The sequence below is a fragment of the Methylobacillus sp. genome, from assembly GCF_036844465.1.
In the GTDB taxonomy this organism is placed as follows: domain Bacteria; phylum Pseudomonadota; class Gammaproteobacteria; order Burkholderiales; family Methylophilaceae; genus Methylobacillus.
This window is the reverse complement of the sequence record NZ_DAIUFW010000004.1, coordinates 34,479-60,869: the sequence shown is the minus strand read 5'-3', so window position 1 is coordinate 60,869 and position 26,391 is coordinate 34,479. Positions and strand designations below refer to the sequence as shown.

The 26,391-nt window shown below is 55.9% G+C and carries 25 protein-coding genes and 1 riboswitch; of the genes, 13 read left to right on the top strand and 12 right to left on the bottom strand.

Features of this window, described 5'->3' with window-relative positions:
• Positions 1-13: 13 nt before the first annotated feature.
• The 4 genes from V7Z75_RS06660 to metK all read right to left on the bottom strand — a co-directional run bounded on the left by V7Z75_RS06660 (position 14) and on the right by metK (position 4,495).
• On the bottom strand, positions 14-361 hold the full coding sequence (locus tag V7Z75_RS06660) for a phage holin family protein (RefSeq protein WP_334107851.1): 348 nt from the start codon (positions 359-361) through the stop codon (positions 14-16).
• A 45-nt stretch (positions 362-406) separates the two neighbouring features.
• Positions 407-1,807 carry an adenosylhomocysteinase gene (gene ahcY / locus V7Z75_RS06655; RefSeq protein ID WP_334107850.1) on the bottom strand — a complete coding sequence of 467 codons (1,401 nt, stop codon included), beginning with the start codon at positions 1,805-1,807 and terminating at the stop codon, positions 407-409.
• A 128-nt stretch (positions 1,808-1,935) separates the two neighbouring features.
• A riboswitch (S-adenosyl-L-homocysteine riboswitch) is annotated at positions 1,936-2,018 on the bottom strand.
• Between the two features lie 43 nt (positions 2,019-2,061).
• Positions 2,062-3,273: an HD-GYP domain-containing protein gene (locus tag V7Z75_RS06650; RefSeq protein ID WP_334107849.1), complete on the bottom strand. Its 1,212-nt coding sequence runs from the start codon at positions 3,271-3,273 to the stop codon at positions 2,062-2,064.
• 58 nt (positions 3,274-3,331) lie between these two features.
• Entirely contained in the window at positions 3,332-4,495 is a 1,164-nt protein-coding gene (gene metK, locus V7Z75_RS06645; RefSeq protein WP_334107848.1) for a methionine adenosyltransferase, read from the bottom strand.
• Between the two features lie 20 nt (positions 4,496-4,515).
• Between metK and V7Z75_RS06640 the strand changes: the two genes are divergently transcribed.
• From V7Z75_RS06640 to xerC, 4 genes are all read left to right on the top strand, one after another.
• Entirely contained in the window at positions 4,516-5,427 is a 912-nt protein-coding gene (locus V7Z75_RS06640; RefSeq protein ID WP_334107847.1) for a lysophospholipid acyltransferase family protein, read from the top strand.
• A 77-nt stretch (positions 5,428-5,504) separates the two neighbouring features.
• A complete protein-coding gene (dapF, locus tag V7Z75_RS06635) occupies positions 5,505-6,335 on the top strand; it encodes a diaminopimelate epimerase (protein WP_334107846.1) in 831 nt (276 codons plus the stop codon).
• Positions 6,336-6,365: 30 nt separating this feature from the next.
• Complete coding sequence (locus V7Z75_RS06630; protein WP_334107845.1) at positions 6,366-7,055, top strand: DUF484 family protein; 690 nt, start codon at positions 6,366-6,368, stop codon at positions 7,053-7,055.
• A gap of 3 nt (positions 7,056-7,058) precedes the next feature.
• On the top strand, positions 7,059-7,937 hold the full coding sequence (gene xerC / locus V7Z75_RS06625) for a tyrosine recombinase XerC (protein ID WP_334107844.1): 879 nt from the start codon (positions 7,059-7,061) through the stop codon (positions 7,935-7,937).
• Between the two features lie 47 nt (positions 7,938-7,984).
• Here the strand turns inward: xerC and moaC are convergent, their stop codons facing one another.
• Complete coding sequence (moaC, locus tag V7Z75_RS06620; RefSeq protein ID WP_334107843.1) at positions 7,985-8,470, bottom strand: cyclic pyranopterin monophosphate synthase MoaC; 486 nt, start codon at positions 8,468-8,470, stop codon at positions 7,985-7,987.
• A 99-nt stretch (positions 8,471-8,569) separates the two neighbouring features.
• Here moaC and V7Z75_RS06615 point away from each other — a divergent pair, with 99 nt between their 5' ends.
• Genes V7Z75_RS06615 through soxZ form a run of 3 tightly spaced genes read left to right on the top strand, consistent with a single transcriptional unit; the run spans position 8,570 to position 10,763 of the window.
• Positions 8,570-9,997 (top strand): beta-barrel assembly-enhancing protease, encoded by a 1,428-nt coding sequence (locus tag V7Z75_RS06615; RefSeq protein ID WP_334107842.1) that lies wholly within the window; start codon positions 8,570-8,572, stop codon positions 9,995-9,997.
• On the top strand, positions 9,994-10,440 hold the full coding sequence (locus V7Z75_RS06610) for a thiosulfate oxidation carrier protein SoxY (RefSeq protein WP_334107841.1): 447 nt from the start codon (positions 9,994-9,996) through the stop codon (positions 10,438-10,440). Before V7Z75_RS06615 ends, V7Z75_RS06610 begins: the two co-directional genes overlap by 4 nt.
• Positions 10,437-10,763: a thiosulfate oxidation carrier complex protein SoxZ gene (gene soxZ, locus V7Z75_RS06605; RefSeq protein WP_334107840.1), complete on the top strand. Its 327-nt coding sequence runs from the start codon at positions 10,437-10,439 to the stop codon at positions 10,761-10,763. The genes V7Z75_RS06610 and soxZ overlap by 4 nt, the downstream gene beginning before the upstream one ends.
• Before the next feature lie 2 nt (positions 10,764-10,765).
• Here the strand turns inward: soxZ and V7Z75_RS06600 are convergent, their stop codons facing one another.
• The 3 genes from V7Z75_RS06600 to V7Z75_RS06590 all read right to left on the bottom strand — a co-directional run bounded on the left by V7Z75_RS06600 (position 10,766) and on the right by V7Z75_RS06590 (position 13,536).
• Positions 10,766-11,839, bottom strand: coding sequence for an NAD(P)-dependent alcohol dehydrogenase (locus tag V7Z75_RS06600; RefSeq protein WP_334107839.1), 1,074 nt, complete (start codon positions 11,837-11,839; stop codon positions 10,766-10,768).
• 74 nt (positions 11,840-11,913) lie between these two features.
• Entirely contained in the window at positions 11,914-12,891 is a 978-nt protein-coding gene (locus tag V7Z75_RS06595; protein ID WP_334107838.1) for a hypothetical protein, read from the bottom strand.
• 21 nt (positions 12,892-12,912) lie between these two features.
• Positions 12,913-13,536: an HdaA/DnaA family protein gene (locus V7Z75_RS06590; RefSeq protein ID WP_334107837.1), complete on the bottom strand. Its 624-nt coding sequence runs from the start codon at positions 13,534-13,536 to the stop codon at positions 12,913-12,915.
• A gap of 123 nt (positions 13,537-13,659) precedes the next feature.
• Between V7Z75_RS06590 and purM the strand changes: the two genes are divergently transcribed.
• The 6 genes from purM (at position 13,660) to azu (ending at position 19,827) form a co-directional block, all read left to right on the top strand.
• Positions 13,660-14,700: a phosphoribosylformylglycinamidine cyclo-ligase gene (gene purM / locus V7Z75_RS06585; protein WP_334107836.1), complete on the top strand. Its 1,041-nt coding sequence runs from the start codon at positions 13,660-13,662 to the stop codon at positions 14,698-14,700.
• 112 nt (positions 14,701-14,812) lie between these two features.
• Positions 14,813-15,502 (top strand): DUF3108 domain-containing protein, encoded by a 690-nt coding sequence (locus V7Z75_RS06580; protein ID WP_334107835.1) that lies wholly within the window; start codon positions 14,813-14,815, stop codon positions 15,500-15,502.
• Positions 15,492-16,598, top strand: a complete 1,107-nt coding sequence (locus V7Z75_RS06575) for a DUF3108 domain-containing protein (RefSeq protein WP_334107834.1) — start codon at positions 15,492-15,494, stop codon at positions 16,596-16,598. Before V7Z75_RS06580 ends, V7Z75_RS06575 begins: the two co-directional genes overlap by 11 nt.
• 4 nt (positions 16,599-16,602) lie before the next feature.
• Positions 16,603-17,856 carry an RsmB/NOP family class I SAM-dependent RNA methyltransferase gene (locus V7Z75_RS06570; RefSeq protein WP_334107833.1) on the top strand — a complete coding sequence of 418 codons (1,254 nt, stop codon included), beginning with the start codon at positions 16,603-16,605 and terminating at the stop codon, positions 17,854-17,856.
• Between the two features lie 9 nt (positions 17,857-17,865).
• A complete protein-coding gene (locus V7Z75_RS06565; RefSeq protein ID WP_334107832.1) occupies positions 17,866-19,125 on the top strand; it encodes a dicarboxylate/amino acid:cation symporter in 1,260 nt (419 codons plus the stop codon).
• Positions 19,126-19,377: 252 nt separating this feature from the next.
• On the top strand, positions 19,378-19,827 hold the full coding sequence (gene azu / locus V7Z75_RS06560) for an azurin (protein WP_334107831.1): 450 nt from the start codon (positions 19,378-19,380) through the stop codon (positions 19,825-19,827).
• Positions 19,828-19,987: 160 nt separating this feature from the next.
• Here the strand turns inward: azu and V7Z75_RS06555 are convergent, their stop codons facing one another.
• The 4 genes from V7Z75_RS06555 to ampD form a co-directional block, all read right to left on the bottom strand.
• Complete coding sequence (locus V7Z75_RS06555; protein ID WP_334107830.1) at positions 19,988-21,385, bottom strand: putative porin; 1,398 nt, start codon at positions 21,383-21,385, stop codon at positions 19,988-19,990.
• Positions 21,386-21,543: 158 nt separating this feature from the next.
• Entirely contained in the window at positions 21,544-24,624 is a 3,081-nt protein-coding gene (locus V7Z75_RS06550; protein WP_334107829.1) for an efflux RND transporter permease subunit, read from the bottom strand.
• The gene (locus tag V7Z75_RS06545; protein WP_334107828.1) at positions 24,621-25,721 is read right to left on the bottom strand and encodes an efflux RND transporter periplasmic adaptor subunit; all 1,101 of its coding nucleotides are present in this window, start codon (positions 25,719-25,721) and stop codon (positions 24,621-24,623) included. The genes V7Z75_RS06550 and V7Z75_RS06545 overlap by 4 nt, the downstream gene beginning before the upstream one ends.
• An 85-nt stretch (positions 25,722-25,806) precedes the next feature.
• A complete protein-coding gene (gene ampD, locus V7Z75_RS06540; protein ID WP_334108074.1) occupies positions 25,807-26,391 on the bottom strand; it encodes a 1,6-anhydro-N-acetylmuramyl-L-alanine amidase AmpD in 585 nt (194 codons plus the stop codon).

Here is a 26,391-nt window from a genome sequence, read left to right as displayed (position 1 = left end):
AGAAAGTGTTGTCTTAATCTTTGGTGCCCAATATCAGGGCGATCAACGCCCAGGAGATCAGGCTGTAGAGTACGGCGCCGATAATGCCGGACAGCAGGGACTCTACCGCGAACCCATTGAGGATGTGGCCCACGAAGAAGAACAGCAAGCCATTGATGACGAGCAGGAACAGCCCCAGCGTGAGGACAGTGACCGGCAAGGTCAGAATGACCAGCACAGGCCGGACCAGCATATTGACCAGGCCAATAACCGCCGCTGCGATCAGGGCGCTGCCAAAGCCTGCCACATGGATGGAAGGCATGAGGTAGGCCACTGCCAGCAGGGCCAATGCATTCAACAACCAGACGATCAATAGTTTCATTTTGCCATTCTCCTTGCGTGCACCCGGCAAGTGCCGGGCATGGGTTTAGTAGCGGTAGTGATCTGGCTTGAACGGGCCGTGCTTGTTGACGCCGATATAAGCGGCCTGTTCATCAGAAAGTGTGGTCAGTTGCGCATTGAGCTTTTTCAGTTGCAGCAGGGCGACCTTTTCATCCAGGTGTTTTGGCAGGGTGTAAACGCCGACTGGATAATTGCCAGTATTGGTGAATAGCTCGATTTGCGCAATGGTCTGGTTGGCGAAGGACGAGCTCATGACATAGCTGGGGTGGCCAGTGCCACAGCCCAGATTCACCAGACGGCCCTTGGCCAGCAGGATGATGCGCTTGCCATCCGGGAAAATCACGTGATCCACTTGTGGCTTGATTTCTTCCCACTGGTATTGCTCAATCGCGGCAACCTCGATTTCGTTGTCGAAGTGGCCGATGTTGCAGACGATGGCCTGGTCTTTCATCCGCTTCATATGTTCATGGGTGATCACATGATAGTTGCCAGTGGCGGTAACGAAAATGTCGCCATGTTCGGCGGCATAGTCCATGGTCACTACGCGATAGCCTTCCATTGCAGCCTGCAGCGCGCAGATCGGGTCGATCTCTGTTACCCACACCTGTGCAGACAGCGCGCGCAGTGCCTGCGCTGAACCCTTGCCCACATCGCCATAACCTGCCACCACGGCAATCTTGCCAGCCACCATCACGTCGGTGGCGCGCTTGATGCCGTCGACCAAGGATTCGCGACAGCCGTACAGGTTGTCGAACTTGGACTTGGTGACGGAGTCGTTGACGTTGATTGCCGGGAATGCCAGCTTGCCTTCCTTGTGCATCTGGTAGAGGCGGTGCACACCGGTAGTGGTTTCCTCGGTCACGCCGATGATTTTGGACAGGCGGGTGGAGTACCACTTCGGATCCTGGGCGAGCTTGGCCTTGATTGCCTGGAACAGGCTGGTCTCTTCCTCGCTGGCAGGATGGTTGAGGATAGTGGCGTCGGATTCGGCGCGCGTGCCCAGATGTAACAGCAGGGTGGCATCGCCGCCGTCATCCAGAATCATGTTACTGTAGCCGCCATCGGCCCATTCAAAAATACGGTGGGTATAGTCCCAATACTCATCCAGGGTCTCGCCCTTGACGGCAAATACCGGGATGTCTTGCGCCGCAATTGCTGCTGCTGCGTGATCCTGAGTGGAAAAGATGTTGCAGGAAGCCCAGCGCACTTCCGCGCCAAGGTCACGCAGCGTTTCGATCAGCACGGCGGTCTGGATGGTCATGTGCAGGGAGCCGGTGATGCGAGCGCCGCGCAGCGGCTTGGTGGCGGTGTATTCTTCACGGATCGCCATGAGGCCGGGCATTTCTGTCTCGGCAATCTTGATTTCCTTACGGCCCCATTCGGCCAGGTTGATGTCGGCAATGACATAGTCTTGGGCGTTCGCCATAGTAATTCATCCTTTAAAGCATTGAACTGCGCGGACATGCGCGTCCGCGGGAAAAATATGACCAGCAATGAAGGGGCGAGATTGTAGAGTTCGCGACGTTTCACCATCTTCATGACCAGCATGAGTCAATCTGGTGAACGTCGTTTACGCAGCGATGGCTGCGGTACCGAGCCTGGGGAGAATTTCCGTCCTTGCAACGTTCCTCGGTAGAAGCGGCATTATAGTGGTTTTGGCATATTGATGACATCCCTGTATCAAGGATAGTCGATGCCGTTGGTCCAGAGCTGGTTGATATCCGGGAAATGCCAATCTTCCGGGTGTTCGATCGCGGTAATCTTGTCTTGGCAGCCGGGATGGGAAAGGTTGATGATTTCCGGTTTTATATGGGTATTGGATTTTGTTGAAAAGAATGCCTTGACCTTGGGCTTGAGCAGCGCAGCGGGGTTCTTGTCCACCACGACCGCGAGGCGGCCGGATTCCAACCTGACCAATGAGCCGACCGGGTAAATGCCCAGGCTTTTGACAAAAGCCTGGAAGATGCGACTATCCAGGTGGTCGTTGGTCCAGTCGGCCATGCTGCGCAAGGCGTCGGCAGGGTGCCAGCCCTTGTTGTAGGAACGCTCGGAAGTGATAGCGTCATAGACATCGCAAATCGCGCCCATGCGGGCGTAGATGCTGATCTGGTCGCCTGCCAGTTGGTGCGGATAACCGTTGCCGGCAATCTTTTCGTGATGATGCAGGCAGACATCCAGCACCATGGGGTGAAGGTCCTTCACGCGGGAAAGCATGGCGTGGCCAGCTTGCGGATGGTTCTTGACCAGCATGAATTCATCATCGTTGAGCTTGCCGGGCTTGTTGATGATGGACATCGGGATATCCATTTTGCCGATATCATGCAGCAAGCCGGCCAAGCCGCAGAGACGGACGGTTTCCTCATCCATTTCCAGCTGCATCGCCAATGCGATCATGAGCCCGCAGACGGCAACCGAATGCATATAGGTGTAGTCGTCATGGTTCTTCAGGCGCGCGAGGCTGATGAGCGCACCAGGGTTGCGGCTGACGGACGAGGAGATGTCTACCACCAATGACATGGCCTGTTCGCTATCCACCGCCTTGCCCAGTCGTGCCTCCTGAAACATGTTCTTGACGTCGCGGGTTGCACGGGCACAGGTGCGGGCCGCTTGTTCCAGCTCTTCAGCAATATCCGTTACCTGTTGCTTTGGAGCGGCGGATGGCGTGGTGACGGAAGGCGTGGCAATTTTTTCCGTTTCAGTTGCAGCAACATCATCCCCTTTGCTGGTATCAATGATGACATGGGAGATGCTGCTGCTGACAAGCTTGTCTATATCCGCCTGTTGCGAGACAAGAAATGCGCTGCGCCAGAATGGATGGTTGATCCATGACGCGTCAAGCTTGTGCAGATACATGCCAATGCGGAGCTGGCTAACGGGGATCTTTTTCAGCATGTTCAGTCAGTAATAGGCATTGCATCTGCAGGTGTATCAAGCTATGTCAGCCATTGGTTCAGAGTCCGGCAGCGGCGCGTAGCGCGGCTGCCTTGTCTGTGGCTTCCCAGGTGAACTCAGGCTCGTCACGGCCAAAATGGCCGTAGGCTGCAGTCTTGGAATATATTGGACGCAGCAGGTCCAGCATCTGCACGATACCCTTGGGACGCAGGTCGAAATGATCCAGCACCAATTGCGTCAGTACCTCATTGGGCACCTTGCCCGTGCCATAGGTTTCCACCATGACGCTGGTAGGTTGGGCGACCCCGATGGCATAGGAAACCTGCACCAGGCAGCGCGAGGCCAGTCCGGCGGCGACGATGTTCTTGGCGACATATCGTCCGGCATAGGCAGCGGAGCGGTCCACCTTGGAAGGATCTTTGCCCGAGAATGCACCGCCGCCATGTGGGGCCGCGCCGCCATAGGTATCGACGATGATCTTGCGCCCGGTCAGGCCGCAATCGCCTTGCGGGCCGCCAATGACGAAACGTCCGGTCGGGTTGACTAGGAATTTGATCTCACCTTTGATCAGCTCGGCAGGCAAGGTAGGCTTGATGATTTCCTCGATGACAGCCTCGCGTACCTGTTCCAGCGTGAGATCTGGCGCATGCTGGGTGGATAACAGCACGGTGTCGATCTTGTGCGGCTTGCCATTTACATATTGAATCGTGACTTGGCTTTTTGCATCTGGGCGCAGCCATGACAGACGGCCATCCTTGCGTAGTTGCGATTGACGCTCCATCAGACGGTGCGAGAGCCAGATCGGTAATGGCATCAATTGCGGAGTTTCATCGCAGGCGTAACCGAACATGATGCCTTGGTCGCCAGCACCCTGGTCGAGCGGGTCGTCATTGGCATTGTCCACGCCCTGGGCAATATCCGGTGACTGTTTGTCATAGGCGACCAGCACCGAGCAACTCTTATAATCGATACCGTAATCGGCATTGTCATAGCCGATGCGCTTGACGGCGTCACGCGCGACCTTGATATAGTCGACATTGGCAGTGGTGGTGATTTCACCGGCCAGCACCACCAATCCCGTATTGGTCAAGGTTTCTGCCGCCACGCGCGCAGTGGGATCCTGCTCCAGGATGGCATCCAGAATGCTGTCCGAGATCTGATCGGCGACCTTGTCGGGATGACCTTCGGAAACGGATTCGGATGTAAACATATACTCGCTCATACACTCCTGCCAAATCAAAAATGCAAAAGGTTGTTAGAATAGCAAAATCATGGTGTTTCAAAAAGAAGTACATGCTTAAAGCATTATTACGCATCCTGGCCTTGTTGCCTTTGCCTCTGGTCAACGGCATAGGCTGGCTGACGGGCTGGGGCCTTTATTTCTTCTCCAACAAAGTAGGGCGACGCACCCGCAAAAACCTGAATATTGCAGGTATCAGCCAATCGCCCGCTGGATACCGCAAGCTGGTGCGGCAGAGCATCATTGAAACAGGCAAGGGATTGATCGAGACTTTCGCCATCTGGTTCCGTCCGCAGGAGCGTGTGCTGCCTTGGGTGCGCGAGTGCCATGGCTGGGAGCATGTTGAGGCGGCAAGGGCGCAGGGGCAAGGCATTATTTTCCTGACTCCGCACCTGGGTTGTTACGAGATCACCGCGTTGTATTATGCCGCCCGCCATCCGATCACAGTCTTGTATCGTCCCGCGCGCCAGCAGTGGCTGGCGCCATTGACGGAAGAAGGGCGCAATCGCAGCCAGATCAAGCAGGTGCCAACCAATATGGGTGGGGTGCGCAGCTTGCTCAAGGCATTGAAGCAAAAGGAAGCGATTGGCATTCTGCCAGACCAGGTGCCTGAATTTGGTGAGGGCGCCTGGGCGGATTTTTTCGGTACACCAGCTTACACCATGACCTTGGTGGGCAAGCTCGCGCAAACGACTGGTGCCAGAGTATTGCTGGCGTTCGGTGAGCGCTTGCCTTGGGGGCGGGGGTATGTGATTCATGTCCATCCGCTGGAGTTGGAGCCAACTCCAGAAAATATCAATCAAGGTATCGAACAGTTGGTCAGGCAATGTCCGCAGCAATATCTGTGGAGTTATCGCCGGTACAAGAGGCCCAAGCCGCATGGCAAGGCGCGTGAGGACGTGAAGCCGCAATAGCGGATTTGACGAACACGGCGGTGCCCGGTTGGCTGGTCGCCACTATTAATGATGCAAGTAATTACTCAAGGTAGTAGATGAAACTCACTTTTACCAAGATGCAGGGCATAGGCAACGATTTTGTCGTGATCGACGGATATAGCCAGCCCGTCAGCCTGCATGAGAAAACGATACGCCGGTTGGCCGATCGCCATTTCGGGATCGGCTTCGACCAGCTGCTGCTGGTCGAACGGCCAACTGTCGAGGGCGCGGATTTCCGCTACCGCATCTTCAATGCCGATGGCGGCGAGGTGGAGCAATGCGGCAACGGCGCGCGCTGTTTTGTGCGTTTCGTCCATGACAAGGCGCTTACCAGCAAGCGCGAAATCCGCGTGGAAACGGCACGTGGCATTATCTTTCCCCATCTGGAAGGCAATGGGTTGGTGACGGTGAACATGGGTGAACCTCGCTTCGCGCCCGCAGAAGTGCCGTTCATTGCGGAAAGCGATGCAGTGACGCATACCATGGAAGTTGGCGGCCAGGCGCTGGAAATTTCCGTGGTGTCCATGGGCAACCCGCATGCCGTTACCGTGGTCGATGATGTAGAGAAATTTCCTGTGGAAAAGCTGGGACCGTTAATCGAGCGTCACGAGCGTTTTCCTCGGCGCGTCAATGCCGGATTCATGCAGATTACAGACGGTCACCACATCAGGCTGCGGGTGTTTGAGCGTGGCAGCGGCGAAACCTTGGCGTGCGGCACAGGCGCTTGCGCGGCAGTGGTGAGCGGCATCAGGCGTGGTTTGCTGCAATCGCCAGTCAAGGTTACGGCCCGCGGCGGCGAATTGACGATTGCATGGCAAGGGGATGGGCAGCCGGTGTGGATGACCGGGCCCGCCGAAACAGTATTTGAAGGCAGCATTGATATTTAACCGCCTTAAAGGCGATTGCAAGGAAACAGCATGGAACCACAAGACCAGATCAACGAACAGGCGGCGACGGAACAACAGGTAACGAGCTATTTGCATGCTAACCCGCAGTTCTTCGAGCATCACCCAAATTTGCTCGCCGAACTTTACCTGCCCAGTCCGCATGGGCAGGGCACGATTTCCTTGGCGGAGCGCCAGCAGCTTGCGCAGCGCGACCGCATCCGCGTGCTGGATGCCAAACTGGCGCAACTGGTAAAGTATGGTGAGGAAAACGACGCCATCAGCGAAAAGGTGCACAGACTCAGCCTTGGCCTGCTTGCTACCGAGCGTATTGATATCATGCTGAGTTTGCTGGAGCACAGCATGCGTGAGGATTTCGGGGTACCGTATCTTGGTCTGAGATTGTGGGCGTCACCGCGCAATCCTGAACATGCCAATCTGCCTGCATTCATCAACTCGGACCAGGAGTTTCAACGCTGGGTGCAGGGTCTGGCAACACCGTATTGTGGCAACAGGCCAGGCATGCCGCTGCATGGCTGGTTTGGCGTGGAATCGAATCCAGCCTCCTTCGCCGTGATGGCTTTGAAGGGGGAACAGGTGTTTGGCGTGCTGGCCTTGGCGAGTGATGACGAGAAACGCTTCTTCCCCGATATGGGCACGCTTTATCTCAAGCGCATCGGCGAACTGGTCAGCGCCGCGCTGCTGCGGCATATTGCCGTGTAAAACATGAACCACGTGCAGCGCTATCTGGAGCATCTGCAATTTGAGCGGGGCTTGAGCCCGCTCACGGTGCAACAGTATCGGCGCGACCTGGATTTGCTGTGCGAACTCAAGGACGATCTTGAGCTGGCTGCATTGCAGTCATCCCATATCCGCCGTTTCATCGCCACGCTACATGGCCGAGGGCTGAGCGGCAAGAGCATTGCCCGGCATCTTTCAGGCTGGCGTGGATTCTTTGATTATCTGGTCAAATACCAGGGCGCGGCAGCCAACCCTTGCCATGGCGTGCGCGCGCCCAAGTCGCCCAGGCCGTTGCCCAAGGCGCTGGCCATCGACCAGGCTGTGCAATTGGTGGATATGCAGGCTGAGGATATGCTCTCGATCCGCGACAAGGCCATGCTCGAATTGTTTTATTCCTCCGGTTTGCGGCTCTCCGAGGTGACCCGACTCAATATCGGGGATATGAACCTGCGTGAGGGAACGATAGAAGTGCTGGGCAAGGGTAATAAGACACGTATCGTGCCCATCGGCAGCCAGGCGATCCAGGCCATGCAGGATTGGCTGGCAGTGCGCCAACCAGCAGCGCCGGAGCATGCCCAAGCCGTGTTCCTCAATCGCAACGGACAGCGCATCAGCGGGCGTGCCATCCAATACCGGCTCAAGCAATGGGCGCTCAAGCGCGGCATCAACAGCAATGTGCATCCGCACATGCTGCGCCATAGTTTTGCCAGCCATGTCCTGCAATCCAGCGGCGACCTGCGCGCGGTGCAGGAAATGCTGGGACATGCCAATATCAGCACCACCCAGGTCTATACTCACCTGGATTTCCAGCACCTCGCCAAGGTGTATGACGCTGCACATCCTCGCGCACGCAAGAAAGATTAAGAACAACTACAAAACCCCTTCTGGTTTTGCTAGCTGCCTTGGGTGAGTCAGATGTTATTGCTGGCCTGCCAATGTCCTGATTTCCCACCTAGCTTCTCCAGCAGGCGGATATCGCTGATCACCATGCCCCTGTCCATGGCTTTACACATGTCGTAAATCGTCAGCAACGCCACGCTGACGGCAGTGAGCGCTTCCATCTCCACGCCGGTGCGGCCTACGGTTTCAGCAGTGATCTGGCAATGCACCGTCAGTGTTGTGCGGTCTATCTGAAATTCCACGCCTACCTTGGTCAAGGGAATGGGATGGCAGAGCGGGATAAGCTCAGCGGTACGTTTCGAGCCCTGGATGGCGGCGATGCGCGCGATGCCGAGCACGTCTCCTTTCTTTGCGTCGCCAGCCTCTATGGCAGCCAAGGTATCTGCCTGCATGCGAATGCTGCCACTGGCGATGGCGATGCGTTTGGTTTCTGCCTTGTCTCCGACATTAACCATGTGGGCCTGGCCGCTGGCGTCAAAATGGGTGAGTTTGCTCATGCGAATTCCTGTCATATCGCCGGGTTTTCCCGTGCTGGTGCGGGCTGCTGATAAACAGTGCTAGTGAACTTGGCACTATGGGTTGCTATCATAGCAACGATGAAAGCGCTTTATCCAATCATATTCCTTGCCGTCTTTGCGCCAATTGCGCTCGCAGACGGCTTGCCAGAACTGGGGGATTATTCCGCCACTGTGATGTCAGCGCTGGACGAACAGCGGATTGCCGACGAGATCATGAAGGATGTCTACGCCAGCAGCCAGGTAGTGGAGGACCCGGAAATCAATGATTATATCGACGATCTGGGACACCGGTTGGCAGTCGCGGGGCCGGATAAATATCAGCGCTTCAACTTCTTCGTGGTCAAGGATAACAGCATCAACGCGTTTGCCATGCCGGGCGGTGTGATTGGCGTGCATACCGGCTTGCTGCTGGCAGCGAAGAATGAATCCGAGGTTGCAGGCGTGCTGGGCCATGAAATTGGCCACGTGGTGCAGCGTCATCTCGCGCGCATGCTGGCCAAGCAGAAGAATGATTCCGTCATCAGCATGGCGACCATGGCACTGGCCTTATTGGCCGCGCGCAGCAATCCGCAATTGACCTCGGGCGCCCTGGTGGCGTCAGGTGCCAGCGCCATCCAGAAACAGATCGACTATACCCGCGAACATGAGCGCGAGGCAGACCGCGTCGGTTTGCAGATCATGACCGATGCGGGATTTGATACCCGCGCTATGCCAGCCTTCTTTGAAACCCTGCAAAAAGGCACGCGCTTCTCGGAAGGCAGCGCGCCTGCTTTCCTGCGCACCCACCCATTGACGGTGGAGCGGATTGCCGATGTGCGCAACCGCGTCGAGCAGCAGGCCAGCTTCCGCGCCGCGCAGGAAAGCCCGGATTTTTATTTCATCAAGGCCAAGCTGCTTGCCGATATCGGCACCGCGGATAGCGCCATCAACACTTTCCGCATCAATCTGCAGGAAAAACGTTATGCCAGTGAATCTGCCGAGCATTACGGCATGGCATTGGCGATGCTGCGCAAGAATGACCTGGCAGGTGCACGGGAGGAGGTGGCATGGCTGCGCAAGAATGCCATCGCGAATGCGCTGATAGAAACTCTGGCGACCAGGGTGGCCGTGGCAGGCCAACCATTTGAGGCAGCCGGGCAACTGTATCTGCAGGCTCTGGGCGAATATCCTGAGCATCGTGCCTTGATCTATGACTATGCCAACCATTTGCTGGGTTCGCGCCAACTGGACAAGCTGCTGCAACTGATTGCGGACAAGCTGGACCGGTTTCCTGACGATCCCTACTTCTATGAACTGAGGGCGCGTGCCTACAGCATGCAGGGAAAATCCCTGCTTATGCACCAGGCGCAGGGCGAGGCTTATGCGCGGCGCTACAACTTGCGTGGCGCGGTGGAGCAGATGGATTTGGCGGCCAGGGCGACGGATGGGGATTTCTATGAAAAATCCATCGTGGAGGCGCGCCTCAGCCAGTTGCGGCAGCGGCTCGACGACAAGAGGACACGATGAAAAGCAACAGTAAAATCACGCGCCGCTCGCTGTTGCAGCTGCTGGCCGTGGGGTTATGCATGCCGTGGAAGGTAATGGCGGCAATTGGTGAGCGGACAAGTCAAAAACCAGCGCAGCCTGATATTGCAGACATTGAAGCAGATGGCTGCATAGTGTGTGATGGCTTTGAGATCAAGATTGTGACTTCTGCGGCAGAGAACGACAGTGTGCGGATTGAAGTCTTGAGCCGGTTGGCTGGCACCGAGGCGATTGCCTTGTTTGCCAGTCAGAATCCCGTGCCGCTATTGGCTAATTTCACTTTCAGCCATGGCGCGCAGCCTTGTGTGATGACGCGTATCCGGCTCGCGCAAAGCCAGAAAGTTGAAGTAGTGGTGAAGGCAGATGGGAAATATTACAAGGCATACCATCATGTGATGATTGGGCAGATGGGAGAACGGACGTGAGGCAGGTATTCGCTGACATGGAAATGCAGGCCAGCCTAAGGAATGGCATCGCTGAGATTACGTTGACCATGAATCACCCCATGGAAACCGGGCACAGGCTGGATGCTGCGGGAAATCCGGTGGCGGCGCATTTCATCCAGCTGGTGCAGGTCAGCCATAATGGTTTTGAGGTGCTGGAAGCGCAATGGGGAACCGGGATTGCCAGCGATCCGCAGCTGGTGTTTTACCTGGCAGATGCGCAAGCGGGAGATGTGGTAAGTGTACAGTGGCATGACAACAAGGGAACCAGCGGTCGTCATGCCATCCTTTTGGCTAGCGCCTGAACTCAGGGCGTAATGGCGACCTTCATGACGCCGTCGCGCTGGTTGGCGAACAGGTCGTAGGCATCCTCGATCTCACTAAGCTTGAAGCGATGCGTCACCAGCTTGCTCAGGTCGGCGCGACCCGAGCCTACGGCGTCCATCAAGCGGCGCATGCGCTCCTTGCCACCTGGGCACAGGGTTGAGACAACCGTGAAATCTCCCAGTCCTGCACCAAAGGCAGTGAGCGGCAATGTCAGGTCGGTGGAATACACGCCCAGGCTGGACAGGGTGCCGCCCGGACGTAATACGCGCAGGCAGGATTCGAACGTCTGCTGGGTGCCCAGCGCCTCAATCGCAACATCCACGCCGCGTCCGTCAGTCAGCTTGAGGATTTCCTGCACCGGGTCGTGGGTCTTGAAGTTGACGACATGGTCGGCTCCCAGCGCGCGTGCGATGCTGAGCCGTTCAGGGATGGCGTCTACGCCGATGATCTTGGTTGCGCCCATTAGCTTGGCGCCTGCCACGGCGGAAAGGCCGATCGGCCCCAGCGCAAACACCACGATCGTATCCCCGATCTTGATATTGCCGCGTTCCGCGCCAGAGAAGCCGGTGGACATGATGTCGGGACACATCAACACCTGCTCGTCGCTCAGGTGGTCGGGAATGACGCTCAGGTTAGCCATGGCATCCGGAACACGCAGGTATTCTGCCTGGCTACCGTCAATGGTATTGCCGAATTTCCAACCGCCCGCCACCTTGAAGCCATGCGGCGTGTCGGGGCCATCCTGCGCGCCTATGCCGCACAGGCAGGCGTTGGAGTGTCCGCTGGGTGTGATTGCTCCGGCGATGACGCGCTGTCCGATCTTGAATCCATGTACTTCGGAACCCAGTTTTTCAATGATGCCGACTGGCTCGTGGCCTACAGTCAGGCCGGAGGCGACCGGATACTCGCCCTTGAGGATATGCACATCGGTGCCGCAGATGGTGGTGGTCGTGATGCGGATCAATGCATCTAGTGGACCGATTTCGGGGATGGGCTTGTCGCGTAGTTCTATTTTGCCGGGGGAGACGAAAACAGCAGCTTTCATGGTTGCCATGCAAATACTCCTTTTCTGATAAGGGTTATCCTTCATGGTAGCAAATTTCCCACAGCTTGCCTGCCTTGTTTCGGTTACAGGCGCATCAAGTGGGTCAGCAGATTCTTCTGATTAGTGAAAGTGATGTCGTACATACTGCTGAGACCTTGCGCATACTCGTCCGGCAGGTCGACAACGCAGAGCAGGAGCTGGGATTTTTGCAGGCCCAGGCTTTTCTTCAGCAGGCGGTATTTCTCGATGTATTGCTTGTAATCCCCCGCCTTGCATTCGATGCAGACTGGCGTTTGACCATCCAGTAGCAGGAATACGTCCAGTTCATACACATCGGCGTTGGGCAGCGTGATCTTGGCATTCCGTGCGCAGGAAAACGGCAGGTTGCGCTGGCTGGTGAATTCCAGCGCCTGCATCAGTGCATACCATTCCAGCCAGATGCCGTTGAAGAACTGACGGATGACCGGGGAGGGCTGCAGGATCAGGCGCAGGCTTTTTTCCGATTTTTGCTGCACCAACCTGCTCAGGAAGGAATAATCGTGCAACTGCTTGCAGAAACGGGTGATGCGGGCGACTTCATCGGCCTTGCGGTCCGCCAGCTTGATGGTGGTGCCGTTATAGTTTTCCTTGTAGGCATGGCAGATTTGCCCGAGCAGCGGGCGTAACGTTGTGTAATCATCGGCAATGGTGTTGGCGATTTCATCGAAAAAGCCTGTGGTGTCCACTGCCTTGGGATTGATCTCGATGGCGATTTTCTTGCGCTCGAACCAGGTCAGGATAGGCTGGGCCTGGACGGGACTTGACAGCATGTCGGTATTGGAAAAATCCTGGGGCGTGGCTGTTTCCAATGGTTTTGCAGTAGATCCTTCTTCTTGATCGGTTTGCAAGCGCTTGAGCGATTGATGCAAGACAAAATATTTTTCCAGCAACTTGCTGACGAAAAATGCCGTATCCCACACCTTGTTCTGGTGCTGGCATTTGGGGCAGGGTCTATCCTGTCCGATTAATTTTGCATCGAGTTCCTCGATGAAGTTGCAGCGGCTGCAACGGAAAATGGCCATGATGAATCTCTCCCCGGTGTGTTATCGGCTGGCTGCGTTTTGCAGCAACTGCCTCAATAACGGCAGGGTGACGGCTCTTTTTGAGGTGAGCGACCACTCATCCAGTGCGTCAATCGTGGCAATGAGGCTGGGCATGTCGCGGCGCAGGTGGCGTAGGCAATAATCCAGGACTTCATCGGGCAGTTTCATGCCGCGCGCAGTGGCGTGGTTCTTCAACGCCTGGGTTTTTTCCTCGTCGCTTAGCGGATGCAATTGGTAGCTTAGTCCCCAGGCCAGCCGGGTGGCGAGATCGTCGCGCAAGCCCATCTGGCTTGGCGCCGCATTGCCGCTGACGACCAGCATGCCGCCGGATTCGCGCAACTGGTTGTACAGGTCGAACAAGGCGATTTGCTCGTCATCGGCAAGCAGATGCACGTCATCCACGCCGATCATATTGAGGCCGAGACTTTGGGCAAGGGTGTTGCAGGCTTCGATCAGGTGGGTTTTGCCGCAGCCGCTTTCGCCCCAGAGGTAGATGAAACGCGCATCATCGTTCTCAAGCAGAGTGCGTTTCAGCTGGAACAGGGTTTCGGCATTGCGGCCGACCACGAAGTTGTCCAGGCTGGGCGCGGCGGGTGGTTGGATATCAAGGAGTAGTTGTTTCAATATGGTTCACTTGCAAGCTATGTGATGGTGCTGCCGGGGCCTTTATTATCGTTTGCGGGCTATTATCAGGTAAAATTACGCCCTAGTTATCTAAATTTATCTTGTGGAAAGCGAGAACTCAACTTGAATTCTGAAAAAACCTCGATTAGCTATCGCGATGCCGGTGTGGATATTGAGGCCGGGGACGCCCTGGTTGAGAGAATCAAGCCATTCGCAAAACGTACCATGCGTCCCGAAGTGCTCGGCGGCATCGGCGGCTTCGGCTCACTGTTCGAAGTGCCGAAAAAATTCAAGAACCCGGTGCTGGTGTCCGGCACGGACGGCGTGGGCACCAAGCTCAAGCTGGCTTTCCAGCTCAACAAGCACGATACCGTCGGCATCGACCTAGTCGCCATGAGCGTCAATGACATCCTGGTGCAGGGCGCGGAGCCCTTGTTCTTTCTGGATTATTTCGCCTGCGGCAAGCTCAATGTGGATGTTGCGGCGCAGGTGGTGCAGGGCATTGCCAATGGTTGCGAACAGTCCGGCTGCGCACTGGTGGGCGGTGAAACTGCAGAAATGCCGGGTATGTATCCTGACGGCGAATACGACCTGGCAGGCTTCGTCGTCGGCGCTGCCGACAAGGATGCGCTGATTGACGGATCCACCATCGCTGCGGGCGACGTGGTACTTGGCCTTGCTTCCAATGGTGCGCACTCCAACGGCTATTCGCTGATCCGCAAGCTGATCGACATGTCTGGTGTGGATATGGACAGCGATTTCTACGGCCGTTCTTTCCGTGATGTGGTCATGGCGCCGACCCGCATTTATGTGAAGCCCATTCTCAAGCTGCTGCAAAGTATCAAGATCAAGGGCATGGCGCATATCACCGGCGGCGGCATTACCGAAAACGTGCCGCGCGTGTTGCCGGAAGGCCTGACTGCCGAGGTGCGCCAAGGCAGTTGGGCAATGCCGCCGTTGTTCTCCTGGCTGCAGGAGCAGGGCAATGTGACCGACCAGGAAATGTACCGTACATTCAACTGCGGCATCGGCATGGTGTTGATCGTCGCGGAACAGGATGCCGATGCCGCGCAGGCCTTGCTGTCAGCGGAAGGCGAGCAGGTGTGGCCGATCGGACATATCCGCGCACAGGGTGCTGGCGAGGCGCCCACCGTGGTCGTGTAACGAAACTAACGCAGCATTCTGTTGCCAACACGTGGTTGGCTGGCGCTTGAACAAAGTGCCGATTCAGGGCGGTGCAATGCATCGCCCTTCATGTTCCAGGAGGCCCCATCCCATGTTACGCATTCGTATCCTGAGCTTGTTGCTGCTGTGTATCAGCGGCGTGGCATTTGCTGCTCCCAAGCAGGTGCAGCTGACTTATGAAGCCACGCGCAATGGGCAACCGTTTGCCACAGTTAGCGAAATCTATCGGCAGGAAGGTAACCGCTACCGTATTGAAAGTGTGACCAAAGGAATAGGCGTGTATGCCTTGTTCGGTGAGCGCAGGCTGACCAGCGAGGGAGAGGTGACGGCGCAAGGTCTAAAACCAGCACATTTTGAACTGCACCAAGGCGACAATGAGAAACGTTCCCTGTACACCGATTTTGATTGGGCTAAGAATCAGCTCAAGATGAAGATCAAAGGCAAGCTGAATACCGTGCCTCTCGAAGCTGGAGCGCAGGATATCAGCAGCTTTATCTACCAGTTCATGTTCGCGCCGCCATCCGGCAACGAGGTCAAGTTGCCCGTGACGACAGGCAAGAAGCTGCGCACCTACCACTACCATATTGACGCCAAGGATGAATTGCTGGAGGTTGGGGCAGGCAAGTTCAAGGTGATGCACTTAAGCGAAGCAGTGCAGGATGAGGATGGCAAGGAATTATGGCTGGCGGTGGATAAGCATTACCTGCCCGTGAAGCTCATGATGGTGGATGACAAGGGCAGCAAGATAGAACAGGTGCTCACGGGCATCAATGTGGAGTGATGTTTTCAGCAAAACCTTACTGAAGCGCCTGCCTATTGGGCTGGCGCTGGCGATCCTGCTTTCATTGCTGGTGCATCTGGTTATTCTCGGTAGCGAGTATTGGCACCTTCCCAGGCTTGATACCGCTCAATCCGAAGTGCAGCAGATCACATTGCAAGCGGTGCCAGTGGCAGAGTTGCCGCCAGTGCCCAAACCCAGGAAGCAGGCTGAGAGAAAACCTGGGCCGCCTGTCGCTGAAGTGGTGAAGCCGGTGCTTCCTGTAGAGCAAGTAGCTCCAGTTACACCGGAACCGGCAATAGAAGAACCAGAAATTGGGCCGGAAGCGCAGACGACAGATGTGGATGAAGCAAACGCTGTACAGCAGGAGTCAGTACCTGAGCGATTGCCAGAATCAGAAGAAGCGATAGCGGAAGGGGTCGAGGATGAGGCAGTTGGGTATGAAGTGCCTGCCTTTACTTTTATCGATACCGAGTTTATGGTGCTGCGCGGCGAAAATGGCAACAAGGTTGGCGTTACCAAGGTCAGTTATCGTGCGCAGGAAAGCGGACGCTATATCTTGACCAGCACGACGGAGGCAAAAGGGCTGGCCGCGCTGGTCGTCTCCGGGAAATTACTGCAGCAGAGCGAGGGTGCGATCACCAGTCAGGGCCTGCGGCCGGAGCTGTACTCCTACCAATATGGCAAGGGGGAGAGTAAGAAGCAGCAATCGCATTTTGACTGGAAGCAGCGCAAAGTGTCGCTGGAAACGGCAAAAAGCGTGAAAACGGTGGAATTGCCCGCAGGCACGCAGGATTTGCTGAGCTTCATGTACCAGTTCATTTTTGTGCCGCCGCTGGAGCAGATGACGCTGCATATCAGCAACGGCAAGAAGCTGGGCGAATACAACTACGGGTTCGAGGGCGAGGAAACGCTGGATACCGAGTTCGGCGCGGTGCGAGCCTGGCATATTGCCCGAACGGCAGAGGACAACGAGAAAACAGAATTGTGGCTGGCGGTAGATTACCATTACCTGCCGGTTAAAATGCGCAAGACAGAAGAGGATGGCAGCGTGATCGAACAGCTTGCCACCCGGATATCGACCGATTTATTGAAGTGAGTGTATGAACCAAACTATTTTGAGACTTGCCGCTATCGCGCTGGCGGATGTATTGGGTAACCCTGGGCCGGCGGATGCCAAGCTAGGCAAGTTTTTTCGCGACCACCGCGAACTGGGCAACAAGGAACGCGCCTGGATTGCCGAGGCTGTCTATGGCGTGCTGCGCCGCCGCTCGTTCCTTGCTTACCTCGCAGGCAATGAAGACCCGCGCCGCCTGCTGGTGGCGTGGCTGGTGCGCGTGCAGGGCAACAGTCTGCGCGAGCTGGATGAACTGCTGAACCAGCAGCAGAAGGAATGGGCGCAGGAAATCAAGGCCAAGTCGACGGAAGGTTTGAGTCTTGCAGTTCAGGCCGATTTGCCCGAATGGCTATGGCAGCGGCTGGAAGCACAATATGGCGCGGAAGAGGCCTTGGCGATTGCGCGCAGCATGCACAAGCCGGCCAGCCTGGATTTGCGCGTCAACCTGGTGAAGAGTAATCGCGAGGAAGTATTGGCGCGCTTCCTTAGTGAGAAGGCCGCCGCGGAAGTCACGCCTTATTCCCCGACTGGCATCCGCCTGCCGCAGCGCATGTCCATCAACCGCCATCCATTCTTCACCGACGGCAAGATCGAAGTGCAGGACGAAGGCAGCCAGCTGTTAGCCTTGCTGGTCGCACCCAGGCGTGGGGAAATGATTGCGGATTTCTGCGCGGGCGCGGGCGGCAAATCCCTGGCGCTGGGTGCGCTGATGCGCAATACCGGCAGGCTGTATGCGTTCGATATCTCGGAAAAGCGACTGCACAACCTTGGCCAGCGCCTCAAGCGCTCCGGCCTTTCCAACCTGCACAGCCAGGTCATCAGCAGCGAGAGCGATCCCAAGCTCAAGCGCCTCAACGGCAAGTTCAACCGCGTGCTGGTGGATGCGCCATGCAGCGGGTTGGGCACATTGCGCCGTAATCCCGACCTCAAGTGGAAACAGACGCCGGAAGATATTGCTGAGCTTGTAGCGAAACAGACCGCGATCCTGAATCGTGCGGCCAAGCTGGTGAAGGCTGGCGGTCGGCTAATCTATGCGACATGCAGTCTGCTTGCAGCAGAAAACGAGCAGGTAGCGGAAGCTTTTCTCGCTGCACATCCGCAGTTCAAGTTGGTGAATGCGGCAGAAATCCTCGCGCAGCAGCAAGTGGCGCTGGACACTGGCGCTTACCTGAAATTATTGCCGCATCAACATGAAACAGACGGTTTTTTTGCTGCTGTGTTTGAGCTTGCCGCTGCCTAGAAACCCTACATGAAGCTGCCCAGCCTCAATACCCAGATCGTCACAGCAGCGATACTAGGGATTGTGCTGGGCCTTTGGCTGGGCAGGCTGACACCAGGCTCAACGGCGCAGGAAGCCGCGCTGTATGCCAGCACCATGGTGGGAGGCGTGTTCATCGGTCTGCTCAAGATGGTGCTGATTCCTCTGGTATTCACTTCCATCGTTGTCGGCGTCGCCAATCTGCAGGCACACCGGCAGATACACAAGGTGTGGATGACCACGCTGGCGTTCTTCGGCATCTCCATGGCGCTGGCCGTGTTGCTGGCGCTGGTGGCGACCAATGTCTTCAAGCCGGGCGCAGGCATGCATCTGGGGATGTTTGCCGATGCCATGCAAAATTTCCACAGCGAACAACTGACTGTTAGTGAATTCTTCAGCAAGTTTCTACTAGGATTATTCCAGAACCCATTTGCCGCTCTGGCGCAGGGGAATGTCCTCGCCGTGGTGATTTTCGCGTTTATTGTCGGCATTGCGCTGGTGGTGGGCGGGGAGCGCTATCGCAATATTCTCAATCTCATGCAGGAAGCATTTGACCTGATCATGATGATTGTCGGCTGGATCATGCGCTTGGCCCCGCTGGGCATCATGGCATTGCTCGCCAGGCTGGTGGCGACGCAGGATACCGGCCTATTTGCCAGCATGGGGGAGTTCATGCTGCTGGTCGTGGGCATCACGCTGGTGCACGGGGTCATTGTGCTGCCGGGCATGCTCTATATGGTGACCAGGGTCACGCCATGGCAATTCTGCAAGGGCGCGCGCGAGGCGTTGGTGACTGCATTCGCCACCAGTTCCAGCTCCGCCACCATGCCGGTGACGATACGCTGCACCGAACAGCACCTGAAAGTCAGGCGGGAGATTGCCGGGTTTGTCATTCCACTGGGCGCGACTGTCAATATGGATGGCACGGCCCTGTATGAAGCCTCCGCCGCGCTGTTCATCGCCAACCTGGTCGGCATAGAGTTGAACCTGGTGCAACAGCTCATCGTATTCTTCATGGCCATGCTGGCTTCTCTTGGTGCGCCGGGTATTCCCAGCGCGGGCATGGTGACCATGGTCATGGTGCTGCAATCAGTGGGTTTGCCTGCAGAAGCCATCGCAATTCTTCTGCCCATAGACCGCTTGCTGGACACCATACGCACCTCTGTGAATGTCGAAGGTGACATGGTGGGCAGCCTGATTGTCCAGGAAATTGTCTCTTCTTCCGATACCAACCCTGTTATAGGTAGATGATTTTGTATAGAATTAGCCGCCATGTCATCCTTTCAGGTGCTGATACGTTAAATGATCAGTGTCATTGGATACTGGAGAAATTGGCAAATTTAATTGATAATATTTCTCAATTGGTATTTGCAGGTTAACAATATGTCTTGGTGCAGCAACGCTCGGACATATAGTGCAAGAAGCTGTAATTTGTTTGGTAGTAGTAAAAGAGTAGTTCTATAACACAAGGCATATAGCCTATTTTAGATGAGGGTAGTTATTATGAAATCCAGCAAAATCGTCGCTTTGTTGTTCGCTTCACTGTTCTCCGGCTCTGTACTGGCAGCTAACTGCTCCGTGGATGTCGATGCTAACGATGCCATGCAGTTCAGCACCAAGAATATTGATGTAGACAAGAGCTGTAAGGACTTTACCGTTAACCTGAAGCATACTGGCTCTTTGCCAAAGAATGTCATGGGCCATAACCTGGTAATCACCAAGACTGCTGACTTCAAAGCTGTGATGAACGATGGTACCGCTGCTGGCGAAGCCGGTGATTTCGTCAAGGCTGGTGATGCGCGCGTGATTGCCCACACCAAGCTGATCGGCGGCGGTGAGAAGGACAGCGTCAAGTTTGACGCCAGCAAGCTGACTGCAGGTGAGAAGTACACATTCTTCTGTTCTTTCCCTGGTCACGCCACCATGATGCGCGGTACTGTAACGGTTAAGTAATCAGTACTAGGAGAATGAAAAGGCAGCTTTCAGGCTGCCTTTTTTGTTGCCTATTGCAGCCAAAGCTTTGTGAGAAATGGATAAAAAAAGCCCCGCCAGGATGACGGGGCAAATGCGGAAAGTTGTCCGCTGCTTTTGACAGCGGGTTTTCAGGACAGGATTAGAACTTGTACGTAATATCCATTTGGTACAGGTTGTAGTTGTCGAGGTTCAGCTCAATATCTCCTCCAGAACCAGCAGCAGCTAACTTGTTATTCTTGCGAGTAGCATGGCCGGCAGCCAGGTTCAAGACGACGTTATCACGTAGCAGGTATTCTGCCTTGAGTACTACGCCTTTCATATTCACGCGGGAATCCATGAAGTCGGAATCGACAGCATTGGGGTCAAGCGCGTAGATGCCGACATCCTGGTACCAGAGCTTGGCAGACCAATCACCCTTTTGCGCTTTCTTGCTCTGGCGTTGGTCCAGGCCTACACCCAGCAGCCATGCCTTGTCGTCGTTACCGGCAGCGCGGATGGCGGCGCTGTTGGCGCCTGCAGCTGCAACGGCTGCCTTGAAGCGGTCATCGCCATCCAGGTTGTAAGCATAATCACCGAAGGCAGTCAGCTTCATGTTATTGGCAAGTTTGAATGCGATTTCTGCCGGAATCTCAATAGTGCGGATATCGTTGGTTGCAGTCAGGCCAGTACCCACAGCGATACCCTTGCCGCTTACATTACCCAAGCCAGGCACGAATGTGGAAGCACCGTCGGCATGATCATTGGTGAACTTGGTAAAAGTCAGCGCGGCTTTGGCGGAAACGGTGTCTGTAATATCAAATTTGGCACCACCCTGGAAAGCCAGGATGTTGTTTGTCGCTCTATCATCTGTTGTATTGGTGAAGTCCTTGCGATCACCGCGATATTGAGATTGCGCAAAGTTACCGAACAGCTCTACATTCTTGCCATATTTGTAATTGACCTTTTCAACCAGGCCTTCAAACGTCAGGTCGCCGTCCCATACCATTGAAGTGGTGTACAGCGGATTGGCAACGCGGCCGGCTTCGATCTTCAGCCAGTCTGTTACGTTCCAGCCCAGCATGGCGCGTTTGACGTAAACATTTTCCTTGCTGTTGGAACCATTGGCACCGTTGCCGAATGTTGCATTGTCGGAGCGGCCACCTGAGCCCATGGACAGCGCGATGTCGGAATAGAAATCGCCAGCAGTAGTTTTTACACCAAGAATGAGCTTGTAGCGTCCACGCTCACGATCTTCGGAGAAATTGGCTTTGTCTTCGCCATCTCGATATTCATAGCGGGCGCGGATGTCACCGTAGAAAGTGGCATTGTCGATTGCATCGGAAATCGTGATTTTGCCGCCGGACTTGGTGGCCTTTTCCAGTGCCTTGTCCTGGCTGGATTTTTCACTCTCGCGACCCTTGGTCAGAAGTTTACCTTCTTCTTCAGTCAACACTCCCTTGGCAACCAGCGTATTGACGATATCAATTGTGGAGTCTGCCATGGCAGACATGCTGGTAGCCATCAATGCTGCCACAGGTAACATACGGAACAGTTTCATGCTTTCCTCTTTGTAATCTGAATTTGTTGTATTTCAACGAGGAGGCATTATTGTTTCAAAATATGACAGTAATCTGATTTAAATATGACAGATATGTGACTTATCCGGGAAGCGAGGCTTATTCGTCAGGTAGTCCTTTGGAGATGGGAAAATATTAGTCAATGCGGGTTGCTGCGGCGCTGGATGGCATGCATGAGCAATGAATACGCTGCAGGGACGACGACTAGCGTGAGCAACGTTGATGAGATCATGCCGCCGATAACAGCGATCGACAGCGGTCCGTTGGTCTCGGCGCCTGCTCCTAGGCCGAAGGCGGCTGGCAGCAGGGCGAGAATGATGGTGAGCGATGTCATGAGCACCGGGCGCAGGCGGATAGGACAAGCTTCGCGCAGAGCCTGGTTGATGGGTTTGCCTTCTTCATGTAACTGGTTGGTGAGGTCGATGAGCAGGATGGAGTTTTTCGCCACCAGGCCGATCAGCAGTACCAGGCCGATCATGGAGAAGATATTGAGCGAGTTGCCGGTTACCCAGAGCGCGAATACGCCGCCGATAATGGCAAGAGGCTGTGCCAGCATGATGATGAATGGCTGCAGGAAGGAATTGAACTGGCTGGCGAGCACCATATAAAGCAGCACCAGCGCCAGGCCGAAGGCGAAGAGCATGTTATTGACGGTCTTCTGCAATTCTTCCGCTTGCCCGGCCAGGTTGAACTGATAACCGGGCGGCAGGGTTTCCGCCGCCATCTGGCGCACTACCTCGACAGCTTCGCCCAGCGGCATGACAGGGTTGGAATAGAGACTGGCGGCATATTGCAGGTCAAAGCGCCCGATGACGGCAGCGCCCAGCGTTTGCTTGAAGCTGGCAACGCTGTCCAGCCGCACCAGCTCTCCAGTATCGCTGCGCAGGAAAATCTTTTTCAGGTCATCCTGGTTTTTTAATGAGCCTTCCTTGGCTTTGAGCCGGATGTCATAACGCTGGCCGTCACCGGGTTCGTCATTGAAATCGGCAATATCGATGCCACCGGCGAACAGGTTGAGCGCGGTGGCGATATCGGTGACCGAAAGCCCAAGGCTCGCTGCGCGCACCCGGTCGACTTGCAGCGTGAGCTGGGGCAGATCCAGATCCAGGTCGAGATCGACCCGGCCTATGCCCGATATTTCCCCGAGCTTGCGCTGCATGGTTTTGCCGAGCTGGCTGACTTGTTGCAGGTTGGGACCGGTGATATTGAATTGCAGTTTTTCCGAGCGTTGGCCGCCAACGATGGCGATGGGCACAGGGAAGGCGCGCACGCCGGGAATCTGGTCCAGTTCAGCGCGGATGGCGCGGATCAGCTCTTGTTGGCTCATGCTGCGCTCGCGCCTGTCCTTGAGGCGGATGCTGACTGTGCCCTTGTTGACCTGCCCCTGCGCGCCCACGCCTATGGTGCTGAAATAACTAGCGATCTGCGCGTCGTAGCGTTGCAGCACTGCTTCCATTTTTTCCAGGCGGCTGTTTGTGTATTCAATGCTGGAGCCCAAGGGGGTCCGGAAAGAAATCAGGAAACGGCCTTCGTCAGAATCTGGGATAAATTCCTTCTGCACCTTGCCAAAGAAAAAGCTGCTGCCCGCGACCACAAGGACGGTCAACAACATGACTTTCCAGCGATGGTTCAGCGTCCAGACGAGGATATAACTATAGATGCGATCCATGCTGTGGAATATACGGTCGAGCCAGCGGTAGAAGCGCCCCTCGGATTCGTGCGCCTTGAGGTAGCGCGAGCACAGCATGGGCGTGAGGGTCAGGGATACCAGTAGCGAGACCAGCACACCGAAGGTGACTACCACAGCGAAGGACTTGAAGAACTTGCCGATGATGCCGTCCATGAAAATGACTGGTGCGAAGATGCATACCAGCGAGAAGGTGGCGGCAATCACGGCAAACGCGACCTCGCGGCTGCCCACAATGGCAGCTGCGCGCGCTGCGGCGCTGGCATCGGTATTGTTGGCATTGCGTTGCATGCCGAGGTGGCGGTAAATATTTTCCAGCACGACGATGGCGTCGTCCACCACCACGCCGATCAGCAGCAGCAAGGCCAGCAGGGTCATGGTGTTGAAGGTGAAGCCGGAGAAATACATGACCGCAACCGAGCCGAGCAGGGAAACGGGAATGGCGGTAGCAATGATCAATGTGGAGCGGATGGAACGCAGGAACAGCCAGACGATCAGCGCGGCCAGCAATGTACCTTCAACCAGGTGTTCCTGCAACGCGCCGACGATCTCGTTGATGAACAGCGCGTCATTGGTGGAAATGTCGATCGTCATGCCTGGCGGCAGGTTGGGACGGATTTCCGTATCCAGCTTGCGTAATACTTCTTCGATGATGGCGACGGTATTGGCGTTGGAAACCTTGACGATACCCAAGCCCACCGCAGGTTTGCTCATATAGCGCCCAAGCTGCCGGTAGTCCGCGATGCCATCCTCGAGTTCCGCCACCTCCTTGAGCTTGATCGCAGCCCCGTCGCGGTAGGTCACGATCATGTCGGCCATGTCACGCAGGTTGTGGAACTCCATGTCCAGCTTCATGAGATATTCGGAGGAGTTGCCGACGAGGAATCCGCCCGGCAGCTGGATGTGCTCGCGCTTGAACGCGTCGATCAGGTCGGTGGCTGTGATGCCGTAGGCCGCCATGCGCTCGGGCAGCACGTTGACGCGGATGGTGCGGTCGCGGCGACCACCCAGGCGCACTTCGCCGATACCGTTGATGGTTTCGAGCTTCTTCTTGAGAACGTTGAAACCATACAGGTTGATCTGCTGGATAGTGCGGTCGCCGCGCAGGGCCAGCCACATGATGGGCTGTGCATTGGTTTCCACCTTCTGCACCTGCGGCGGGTCGGCATCATCAGGCAGGCGGCGCAATACCTGGTTGACCTTGGCCTGCACCTCGTTATAGGCCACGTCGATGTTCTTTTCCAGATTGAAGGTGATGGTGATTACCGAGACTCCGGGCGATGAGGACGACTGGATATGCTCAATGCCGGGCGTGGTGTTGACCGAGGATTCGATGATGCTGGTGATGCTGGCATCGACGATATCCGGGTTGGCGCCGGTCAGCGTGGTGGTGATCGAAATGATCGGGAATTCGATATACGGCAGGCGATCGACACCGATGCGCTGGTAGCTGATGATGCCCAGCAAGACCAGCAGGCCGGATACCATCCAGGCCAGCACATGCCGCTTGATGGATATTTCAGGCAAGGTCATGGCTGGGCCTGTTGGGATTGACCCGATGGAGATTGCACCTGCACGCGGGCCTGATCGGTGAGGAAAGCGGCACCATCTACAGCAATGGTTTCTCCTGCCTCAAGGCCTTCCAGGATTTGGATGCGTCCATCCTGATACATGCCGGTTTTCACGAGGTGTTGCTGGGCGGTATCATCCTTGATGACGTAGACCACTTCGCCAGCCGGGCGCAACACGATGCTTTGTTCAGGCACCACCAGCGCTGCCGGGTATTCACCGAGAATGATATCGCCGGTGACGCTGGCGCCGGCTTGCCATCCCGGCTGATCGACCACATCGACCAGCACGTCGATGGCGCGGTTGTTGCTGCCGATGACGGGCTTGAATTCGCGCAGGATGCCTTCAGCCTCCTGATCGGAAGTTGGTGTCTTCAGCCTGACCTTGAGTCCGGGCTTGAGTTTGGTGCCCAGGTGCTCCGGGAAGGGCAGGTGAGCGCGCAGGCGTTTGTTGCTGATGATTTGCAGGATGGGATCACCTACCTTGACATAGTCGCCGGGAGATACAATCTGCTTTTCCACCTTGCCATCAATCGGGGCCAGTAGGCGGGCTTTACCGGCGTTGTGGCTGATGCTGGCCAGGCGCGAGCGGGCGCCTTCAAGCTGGCGTTTCAGTGCGATTCTCTGGGTTTCCAGGTCATCCAGCGCATTTTGTGAGATAAAATTTTTCTCGACCAATTTCTGGTTGCGTTCCACAGTGCGCTGCTGGTTGACCAGCAGGGCTTCCAGGCGGGCAATTTCACTCTCCGCCTCACGTTGCTGCAGAGTGTAGTCCTGCGGGTCGAGCAGAGCGATGACCTCGCCTGCTTTGACTACCTGTCCTGGCCGTGCCAGTATTTTCAGCACACGGGCCGGGACTTCAGCAGCAACGGTGGGGTCCATAATCCCTTCCAGAGTGCCAATGGATTGCTCGCGGATCTCCAGCCGTGCCGTTTCTACGGTGGTGACACTGACCAGCGGCAGGGAGGCTGGCCTGGCGGATTCTTCCTTTTTGCCGCAAGCCACACTCAACAGGGATAAAGTGACTAGTAACGTAAAGATGCCTGAACGATAGACGGACATTTATTCTGGTTTTCCTGATTCAATATCATCCACCTGGCAGTGAGTATTCTGTATTTTCAAGATGCCTCTTGCTGGTGGAAGGGGTTCAAGAGTGTATACCGGATTCGCCGGTTTTCTGTAGTGCGACTTTCAGGGCAGCCAGTTTTTCCCAATCGAAATAAGGGCCGGGGTCGGTTTTTCGTCCAGGCGCAATGTCGGAATGGCCGACGATGTCACGCACTGGATAATGCGCGACCAGGGCGGCAAGCAGTATGTGTAGCGTATGGTATTGCGCCTCGGTAAAGATATCAGTATCGCAGCCTTCCAGTTCAATGCCGATGGAAAAATCATTGCAGCGTTCGCGGCCTTGCCAGCACGAAATACCAGCATGCCAGGCGCGGGCGACGCATGGGACGAATTGTTGCAAATGCCCATCCCGCCGGATGACGAAATGCGCGGAAACTCTTAATTGGCAGATATCCGCGTAATAAGGATGTTCGTCAGGATCGAGAAGGTTGGTGAATAGTTCACTGATGCCAGGGCCGCCATATTCGCCCGGCGGCAAGCTGATATTGTGGATGACGACCAGGCAGATATCAGTATCGTCAGGACGTTCATCAGCGTTGGGGGAGGCGATGTATTCCGCAGGTGTAGCCAGTCCGTGCCGGTCGATGGTCAGGCTTGGTTGCAT

Excerpts from the sequence above, each read along its gene's own strand:
- V7Z75_RS06565 (WP_334107832.1), top strand. The coding sequence starts at position 17,866 with ATGAAGCTGCCCAGCCTCAATACCCAGATCGTCACAGCAGCGATACTA.
- V7Z75_RS06550 (WP_334107829.1), bottom strand. The coding sequence starts at position 24,624 with ATGACCTTGCCTGAAATATCCATCAAGCGGCATGTGCTGGCCTGGATG.
- moaC (WP_334107843.1), bottom strand. The coding sequence starts at position 8,470 with ATGAGCAAACTCACCCATTTTGACGCCAGCGGCCAGGCCCACATGGTT.
- V7Z75_RS06570 (WP_334107833.1), top strand. The coding sequence starts at position 16,603 with ATGAACCAAACTATTTTGAGACTTGCCGCTATCGCGCTGGCGGATGTA.
- V7Z75_RS06545 (WP_334107828.1), bottom strand. The coding sequence starts at position 25,721 with ATGTCCGTCTATCGTTCAGGCATCTTTACGTTACTAGTCACTTTATCC.
- V7Z75_RS06660 (WP_334107851.1), bottom strand. The coding sequence starts at position 361 with ATGAAACTATTGATCGTCTGGTTGTTGAATGCATTGGCCCTGCTGGCA.
- ahcY (WP_334107850.1), bottom strand. The coding sequence starts at position 1,807 with ATGGCGAACGCCCAAGACTATGTCATTGCCGACATCAACCTGGCCGAA.
- V7Z75_RS06630 (WP_334107845.1), top strand. The coding sequence starts at position 6,366 with ATGGAACCACAAGACCAGATCAACGAACAGGCGGCGACGGAACAACAG.
- dapF (WP_334107846.1), top strand. The coding sequence starts at position 5,505 with ATGAAACTCACTTTTACCAAGATGCAGGGCATAGGCAACGATTTTGTC.
- V7Z75_RS06575 (WP_334107834.1), top strand. The coding sequence starts at position 15,492 with ATGTGGAGTGATGTTTTCAGCAAAACCTTACTGAAGCGCCTGCCTATT.
- metK (WP_334107848.1), bottom strand. The coding sequence starts at position 4,495 with ATGAGCGAGTATATGTTTACATCCGAATCCGTTTCCGAAGGTCATCCC.
- V7Z75_RS06650 (WP_334107849.1), bottom strand. The coding sequence starts at position 3,273 with ATGCTGAAAAAGATCCCCGTTAGCCAGCTCCGCATTGGCATGTATCTG.
- V7Z75_RS06600 (WP_334107839.1), bottom strand. The coding sequence starts at position 11,839 with ATGGCAACCATGAAAGCTGCTGTTTTCGTCTCCCCCGGCAAAATAGAA.
- ampD (WP_334108074.1), bottom strand. The coding sequence starts at position 26,391 with ATGCAACCAAGCCTGACCATCGACCGGCACGGACTGGCTACACCTGCG.
- V7Z75_RS06555 (WP_334107830.1), bottom strand. The coding sequence starts at position 21,385 with ATGAAACTGTTCCGTATGTTACCTGTGGCAGCATTGATGGCTACCAGC.
- V7Z75_RS06610 (WP_334107841.1), top strand. The coding sequence starts at position 9,994 with ATGAAAAGCAACAGTAAAATCACGCGCCGCTCGCTGTTGCAGCTGCTG.
- xerC (WP_334107844.1), top strand. The coding sequence starts at position 7,059 with ATGAACCACGTGCAGCGCTATCTGGAGCATCTGCAATTTGAGCGGGGC.
- V7Z75_RS06615 (WP_334107842.1), top strand. The coding sequence starts at position 8,570 with ATGAAAGCGCTTTATCCAATCATATTCCTTGCCGTCTTTGCGCCAATT.
- V7Z75_RS06580 (WP_334107835.1), top strand. The coding sequence starts at position 14,813 with ATGTTACGCATTCGTATCCTGAGCTTGTTGCTGCTGTGTATCAGCGGC.
- V7Z75_RS06595 (WP_334107838.1), bottom strand. The coding sequence starts at position 12,891 with ATGGCCATTTTCCGTTGCAGCCGCTGCAACTTCATCGAGGAACTCGAT.
- azu (WP_334107831.1), top strand. The coding sequence starts at position 19,378 with ATGAAATCCAGCAAAATCGTCGCTTTGTTGTTCGCTTCACTGTTCTCC.
- V7Z75_RS06640 (WP_334107847.1), top strand. The coding sequence starts at position 4,516 with ATGCAAAAGGTTGTTAGAATAGCAAAATCATGGTGTTTCAAAAAGAAG.